The organism is Arthrobacter sp. Y3221159, from assembly GCF_059089885.1.
In genome coordinates this window covers 1-6,458 of sequence record NZ_JBNHFC010000040.1, presented here as the reverse complement: position 1 = coordinate 6,458, position 6,458 = coordinate 1, and the positions used below count along the sequence as shown (strand labels likewise).

Genomic DNA, 6,458 nt, shown 5'->3' with positions numbered 1-6,458 from the left:
CCACCCTGACCACGGACTCCCGGTACGCGCACCTCATGCCCTCGTCCAGACAGTCCGGCGCCGCCATCGCAACCGCTGCGCTGGCCCGCTAGAACTGGACGTACCGGCCCCGCCACTCGCCTGGCGCGGGGCGGCGGACGTCGGCGGCCGGGACCCAGCAGTTGAGGTGCTGTTGCTTGTCGTCCGTCCAGACAAGGTCCACCCAGTCCTGGGTGTAGAAGGTGGCATAGCCGTGGACCTCTACCGTGCCGCCGCCTACCAGCGGGACCTGGGCGATGACCTCCGGCTCGGTGCGGTGCTCGAACCTCGTCACCCGGCCAACGTCCAGCTCTGGCGCCAGGTCGGCGTACTCGTATTCGGTGCCGTCTAGGACGAACTTGGTTGGCGTGTCGAAGAGACCCATGCCGCCACTAAACCACGAAAAGCGCCCCACCTCCGAAGAGATGGGGCGCCGTGTGGATAACTCTAAGCAACCGCCTTGGGCGCTAATGTGGAGCAGTGAAAATTATCGGCGTGATCCGCTCCAAAGAAACCCAGACCATCGAGATCGAAGCCAACTCCTACGAGGAAGGCCGCGCCCAGCTCACTGCACAGGTACCCGAAGGCTGGGCACTGCAGACCATCCGGGCCGAGCGGTAGGAGGTTACTGTCCGGCGGGCGTAAGTACCGCTTGCAGCCAGGCGCTGCCAAAGCCTACGGGAGCACTTACGAGAAGGCTCACCCAAGCAGATTGGCGGCGGACCTTTTTTTCGTGAGTGCGTTGCTCCTCCGCGGCCTTGGTGATGGTCTTGACCACGGGGTAGGACCTCCTCCACCACCGGACGCCCTTCGTGCAGGCCTCGGCGACCTCCTTCGCTCTGTCCATGAGCAGTGCCGCCCGGTGATTGTCGAGGAGGACTTGGTGGTTACGGTTCAGTGCCATGTAGAACCTGCCAGGCGCAGATGCAGAGTGGCCGGAATTGTTGATGGTGATTGTCAGCAGCCAGCGCGCCTCAGTGTCAGAGGGAGATACGTCCGCGGGATAGACGACGATGGAAACCTCATTGAGTTGGGCGTCCGTCATCCCGCCGATCTCATCGAGCGTCCTCGAAACGCCCTTCACCTTGTAGACGACCTGCCCGCCCGCGGCCAACTCCTCGCCGAATGCCTTCAAGTCCGAAGTAGTTTTCACCTGTACACGCTTCCGGTAGGAGCTACCCATGCCGGTGTCGTCCCAAGGGTTTGTTTTATCGGCCATCCGTTGGAAGAGGTTGTTCAAGCGCGCCACGGCGTCCCCCAAAATGCAGTAGTTGACGGGAAATTTCCCGGAGCTACTGTACCGCCCGGAAACCCCGGAAAGCCCCACCTCCGAAGAAGTGGGTCCTTTCGCTTGCTAACTCCCGTGCCATACGGAACTATCGCAACATGCCTACAGGAACAAGACCAGACCCCGATGACCACACCGAAGCAGTCATGAGAATCATCCGGGCGGCCATGGACGCATCGGAGATCAACACCGCAGACCTAGCCCGCAAGACAGAGATTCCCCGGGCAACCCTGTCCCGTGTGGTGAACGCGAAACGCCAACCGTATCTCGGCCAACTCCGCAAGATCAGCGCAGCCCTTGGGATTCCGCTACCGAACCTCATGGCCCAAGCCGATGAAGCCCTGGCCTCCGGCACGTAGTGAACTTAACCGGTCTTATGGGAGCCCTATACTGGGGCTTACTCGCGGGCCGCTATGGCCTGACTTTTCTAGGGGGAACCATGCAGGAACTGACCGCACTCATCGAAGCTTTGAGCCAGGACCCGTTGGTGAGCGATGAGACTCGCGCCGCTGCCGAGGCGGCTCTTGCAGCCCACACGGAAGAGATGTCCGTGTGGGCTGACCTTGCCGAGCAGGACCGCGCTACTAGGCCTTGATAACCCCTGCACGGCCGATGCGGAACGTACCGGACGTGCCGACGAACTCCACGCAGAACTCGATAAGAGTCGTGCCTGCCGGGATGGTCCACTTAGGGGTCCGGAGGATCCCTGACGCGGGCCTGTAGGCCAGCGGGAAGGACGGGTCGGTGATTGAGAAGTCGGTCGGGTTCTTAAGCAGCGCGTACCCGGCATCGCGGAAACGCAGGGAGATGCGGAATCTCGTCGTGCCAACCCAGTCGTTGTCCGTCTGGAACTCCGCGAACGCATGGACCTGATCCGTACCGGCGATGAAACCGGAATTGGCCGTTCGGAACAGCATCACGTCAACGTCTGTCGCGGCCAGCGTGACCTGCTGCCACTCCCCGGGGACTTCGTCGGCGCGGGCGACCTTGCTCTTGGTTGCGGAGGATGCGGCCTGGCTAAGGCGGACCACCTGCCAGCCGGTAGCGACACCCGAGGCATTCCCGGTCATGAACGGGTTGCCCGTGATGATGCCCGTCTGGATAGGGCTGGTGATGAGAGTATCCCTTGGTGGGACGACGACCGACAGTGCGGCGGCGATGCGCTTACCTACGGCTGCTGCCCCGAGGGACGAGTAGTGCGTTCCGTCGTAGGTCACGCCAGACAGCGGAGCCCCGGTGCTAGGGTCCGCTAGCGGGGTGTGCTGGTCCACGAACACAACTCCCGGGTTCGACTCTGCGTAGGACTTGATCCATGCATTCACGTCGAACACGAACGCCTGTTGGGCTGTCGTCCAGCCTGTGAACGGGGGGATGTTCATGGCGATGACCCTGATCCCGTTCCGGATCAACGTCTCGTAGATGGCTTGGAGGTTGGCCTTCGTGGTGGCAGCAGTGTATGAGTTTTTGGCGTCGTTTGTCCCGCCTTCAACGAGGCACCACCCCGGCTTGAGCGCGGTGATGTTCCCGACGCGGGCGAGGATCTGGTCTGTCTTCTCGCCACTGACGCCATGGTTCCCTCCCACGAGCGTCAGGCGGCGTCCGAGCGAAGCTGCAGCCCATGTCCATGGACCACGCGTGGAATAGGACTCGTTTTCTGTGCCAGTGAAGTTGGCCGCCGTCAGCGAGTCTCCCAAGAGCGCAATCGTAGGATTTGGTTGGGCGAGGGATAGTTGCCCATAAGTGGCAGAAAGTGCCGCTCCAAGCGGCGTGCCGCGATCGGCTGCATGCTCGCCAGCCTTGGCCTCAGTGAGGAGGCGCTTACTTGTTGGCTGAACCATGGTTGTCTCCTAGACGTAGTAGGGTGCGCCGTCAGTGTCGGCAAGGATTTGGACGGCGTTCGAGCCGGCTGCAAAATAGGGGACACCGTCAGTGTCCAGAGCAATGTTTGAGATCCCAGCCGGGCCTTGGGGTCCTTGGAGGCCTGGCGGCCCGGTTTCTCCCTTGAACGCGCCTGCGGCGGCCTGCGCCTGTACAGCCTGCGCCGCCTGGCGGGCAGCCACAGCCTCGTTCTTCATGCCCTCATAGGCGGTGAAGTAGTTCTCGAAGCCGGCGCCGAACCAGCCCACCCGGTCCAGGGTGGCGTGCATGAAGGCCGGGCCGAAGCCCTTCTCATTCACCGTGATCGGGTTCGGAAGAGGGGACCCGGTCACATCCGTGATGGCAACAGGCGCCTTAGTCGGGTCGTTCGGGTCGAAGATCGTGATCGACGCGCTGACCGCCACGTTCTGGGCGTTAGACGGGTCAGCGGCGAAGATCGGGTCATAGGTGTAGGCCACAGGGGCGCTCCTTCATCTCGGGCATGAAAAAAGCGCCCCTCGAGGCGCTGCGGGGATAGGCGGGGATGGGTTACTTCGGGGTGTTAGCGGCCGCCAGCGTGCCCGCTGGGGTGCCCAGGATCGTCGCGCCGAGTCCCAGCCACACAGCGATTTCCTCAGCCGTCAGCCACCCATACAGCAGCGCGACAGGGCCGGCCGCGGCCAGCACCTTGTAGGCGTAGTTCCGAACCTTTGGGTCATGGATCCAACGGTTCGGGGTTTCCGTTGCGACGTGGTCACCCATTACTTTGCCCCTTCCTGGAACAGTTTGCCGATCTCGGCGTAAACCTCTCGGGCGAGGCCGGCGGCGTCGATCTTGGCGGCGATGGAGGCCGGTGATTCCTTGGCCAGGATGCGGGAGGTGTTGGTGTCGAGGAAGCTCAGCTGCGTTTCGGCAGTGGTGGCATCCTGCTTCAGCTCTCCCGTTTCAGGGTCACGCCAGTCGATGGGGTGCTTCCAAGTGTCCGCGGGGACGTCGCGGAGGATCTGGTAGGCGTCTCGTTCCTCGCCGTTCTTGTAGCCCCATACTCCGGGAGGCAGCTTTTTCAGGAGTTCCTCAAAGAGCTGATTCGCAATGGCCTGCGTGCCCTTATTAGTAGCGGTGACAATCTTGTCGATCTGTTCGGGTGTAGCCACGTCATCCTCCTTGGATGCTGGGGTGATGGATTCGCTGCTGTACTTAAGTCCGCCGCTGATGAGCTTTTCCGGGCGGGGTCGAAGGACGCCCAGGAGAGGGCCTGTGCCGCGGGCCGAGTAGGCTAGGCGTGCGCGGTGCGCCGGCTTCGCGCTGTACCAGTTGCCGTCCACGAACTGGTGAGGCGCAGCGAAACCGTCCTGCTGGACGACGTTAATGCCGATCTTGTCCGCGGACTCTGTGATGGCCGTGTGGCCCCACTGGTTGTACTGGTCGCCCGCATACACGAGAACATCGAACCGTTGCGGGACGAAGCCGTGGAAATAGTCGATCCGGATCCAGTATTCGTCCGGGGCCCTGTCGAGTAGCTGCTTCGCGCCGATGACGCCGCCCACGCACTGCTGCCACGGGATCCCGAAGATGAACTGCCCGAAGTGATCCACAGCGTCCACGCATTGGTTGCCGGCGAACCGGTCAGGGTTCAGCGCCTGCCCAACGACGGAGGCTAGCCAGTCTTCGCGTATGTCACTCATGGTGTCCCCCCAATTGGTGGTGTGATTTGGGTGCGGCACTGACCGCCGTCTGATGTTTCGCCGTTCGTGTAAGTGATCGTCCAGCGGCCGTCATCGCCGCAGAAAGCGGAACGAATACCACGCCCTTCCGGGCCCTGCTTGCCCTCTGGGCCGGGAACAGTAGAGTCCGCGCCGGCAGGTCCCGGCGGCCCTTGGCAAACCCCGGTAGCGCAATACTCCGTGACGGCAGCACTGATCTGTTCGGCCGTAGCGCTCTGGCCGGGTGCACCAGCAGGCCCAACACACAAGCCGGTAGCGCAGTACGCGGCCACGGTCACGGCGAGCTGTTCGACGGTGATCGGTGGGGCGTCCTTTCCGGGCGTCCCGGCCACGCCTGGAGTGCCAGGGATACCCGGGATGCCGGCCTCACCCTTGCATGCGCCGTCCTTGCAGAACTCCGCTACGGCCTTGACCACATCAGCCGGGGATGGTGTCCGCCCGTCTGCTCCTTGACAACCGTTCTGGGCGCAGTAGTCGTCCACGGCGGTTCGGATCTGCAGAGCAGTGACCACTCCGCCCACCGCTGGGATGGGCGGTGCCGGCGGAATGGTCGGAGAATCGGCCGGTTTCGCGGCCTCCTGCTCAAGCTTTTCGCAGGTATCCGCGCCCGCGTCCGTTTGCGGTTTACCCTGATCGCAGAACGCCTCCTTGGCCTCAATGGCAAGGCCCTTCTTTTGGATCTCCTGCGTTGCTCCGTATTCGGCGTTCTCCACGGCCAGACGGTAATTGTCGGCAACGAACCAGCAAAGGACGGCCACCGCGATGGCCAGCAGCAGGGAAAGCGCGAGGAGCCCGAGGGACATCCGCTTGGACGCCACACGCGAACGCCTGGCGTCCTCCTTGAACCGGGCAAGCTGGGTTTCGAACTCACTCATCGGTATCCTCCGGCCAGTCCGCGGGTTCGGGGGCAATGTTGTTGTGAATCAACTGTTCCCGCCACTTGCCCGCGGCAGCCTTGATGCGGCTGTTGTAGCGGGTGAGCCGAGCTTCCCGCGCCTGCGCTTCGGCCCGCTCACGCTGCCGGTCAGCTTCGAGCTTCGCGTACTGCTCTTTCAGAAAGGCCTCCACGGCCGCCTCCCTTCGTTCGCGCTTCTTGTCCACCCGATCGATGAGGTACTTGATCCCGGCACCGAGGGCAGCGAGAGCACCGACGACCGCGGTGATGGTCCCTGCGTCCACACGATTGGTCCTCCCTGATGGTTGGCAGTATTACCAGCCGTAAGCGATCCAGTTGACCCGGTGCGGCCTATTGAGCGCCGGGGCACCGCCGGCGTCCCGGACCTCGTAGACAAGGTCCGATTTGGACCCGTAACCGGACTGGCCCCAAAAATTCTGTGTGCCGTTCACGGTGACGTTGCCGGCGGCGGCGAACGAGACACCGGGCCCGGAGGACCAGCCGTCCCCGTTCATGAGGACCACCGAAAGTAGTCCGTTAGGGAACGCGACGGGGAAGGTAAGCCGCTCAAACCCTGAACCGTCCGTCTTGCCAACGAACGAACCGGCCTGGACCAGGAAGTTCTGGCCCACGCCGAGGCTGCCGAACAGTGGGCTTCCCGTGGCGTGCAGCGGCA

12 protein-coding genes are annotated in these 6,458 nt (G+C 63.1%); 3 read left to right on the top strand and 9 right to left on the bottom strand.

The genetic code is table 11. The features are described 5' to 3' along the window. Positions 1–88 precede the first annotated feature (88 nt). Entirely contained in the window at positions 89–403 is a 315-nt protein-coding gene (locus AC5RT3_RS20500) for a hypothetical protein (RefSeq protein ID WP_494125096.1), read from the bottom strand. 95 nt (positions 404–498) lie between these two features. Between AC5RT3_RS20500 and AC5RT3_RS20495 the strand changes: the two genes are divergently transcribed. Then, positions 499–639, top strand: a complete 141-nt coding sequence (locus AC5RT3_RS20495; protein WP_494125095.1) for a hypothetical protein — start codon at positions 499–501, stop codon at positions 637–639. Between the two features lie 4 nt (positions 640–643). Here the strand turns inward: AC5RT3_RS20495 and AC5RT3_RS20490 are convergent, their stop codons facing one another. Beyond that, positions 644–1,258 (bottom strand): hypothetical protein, encoded by a 615-nt coding sequence (locus tag AC5RT3_RS20490; RefSeq protein WP_494125094.1) that lies wholly within the window; start codon positions 1,256–1,258, stop codon positions 644–646. Between the two features lie 146 nt (positions 1,259–1,404). Between AC5RT3_RS20490 and AC5RT3_RS20485 the strand changes: the two genes are divergently transcribed. After that, positions 1,405–1,665, top strand: a complete 261-nt coding sequence (locus AC5RT3_RS20485; RefSeq protein WP_494125093.1) for a helix-turn-helix domain-containing protein — start codon at positions 1,405–1,407, stop codon at positions 1,663–1,665. 80 nt (positions 1,666–1,745) lie between these two features. Beyond that, on the top strand, positions 1,746–1,901 hold the full coding sequence (locus AC5RT3_RS20480; RefSeq protein WP_494125092.1) for a hypothetical protein: 156 nt from the start codon (positions 1,746–1,748) through the stop codon (positions 1,899–1,901). Here AC5RT3_RS20480 and AC5RT3_RS20475 read toward each other — a convergent pair. From AC5RT3_RS20475 to AC5RT3_RS20445, 7 genes are all read right to left on the bottom strand, one after another. After that, positions 1,891–3,144, bottom strand: a complete 1,254-nt coding sequence (locus AC5RT3_RS20475; RefSeq protein ID WP_494125091.1) for an SGNH/GDSL hydrolase family protein — start codon at positions 3,142–3,144, stop codon at positions 1,891–1,893. The genes AC5RT3_RS20480 and AC5RT3_RS20475 overlap by 11 nt on opposite strands. Before the next feature lie 9 nt (positions 3,145–3,153). After that, positions 3,154–3,642 carry a hypothetical protein gene (locus AC5RT3_RS20470; RefSeq protein ID WP_494125090.1) on the bottom strand — a complete coding sequence of 163 codons (489 nt, stop codon included), beginning with the start codon at positions 3,640–3,642 and terminating at the stop codon, positions 3,154–3,156. Between the two features lie 70 nt (positions 3,643–3,712). Next, positions 3,713–3,925, bottom strand: a complete 213-nt coding sequence (locus AC5RT3_RS20465) for a hypothetical protein (RefSeq protein WP_494125089.1) — start codon at positions 3,923–3,925, stop codon at positions 3,713–3,715. Then, positions 3,925–4,848 (bottom strand): hypothetical protein, encoded by a 924-nt coding sequence (locus tag AC5RT3_RS20460; RefSeq protein WP_494125088.1) that lies wholly within the window; start codon positions 4,846–4,848, stop codon positions 3,925–3,927. Before AC5RT3_RS20460 ends, AC5RT3_RS20465 begins: the two co-directional genes overlap by 1 nt. After that, the gene (locus tag AC5RT3_RS20455) at positions 4,845–5,762 is read right to left on the bottom strand and encodes a hypothetical protein (protein WP_494125087.1); all 918 of its coding nucleotides are present in this window, start codon (positions 5,760–5,762) and stop codon (positions 4,845–4,847) included. The genes AC5RT3_RS20460 and AC5RT3_RS20455 overlap by 4 nt, the downstream gene beginning before the upstream one ends. Next, positions 5,755–6,066, bottom strand: coding sequence for a hypothetical protein (locus AC5RT3_RS20450; RefSeq protein WP_494125086.1), 312 nt, complete (start codon positions 6,064–6,066; stop codon positions 5,755–5,757). Before AC5RT3_RS20450 ends, AC5RT3_RS20455 begins: the two co-directional genes overlap by 8 nt. 30 nt (positions 6,067–6,096) lie before the next feature. Then, positions 6,097–6,458 (bottom strand): gp53-like domain-containing protein (locus AC5RT3_RS20445; protein ID WP_494125085.1); only part of this gene is annotated, 362 nt, incomplete at its 5' end.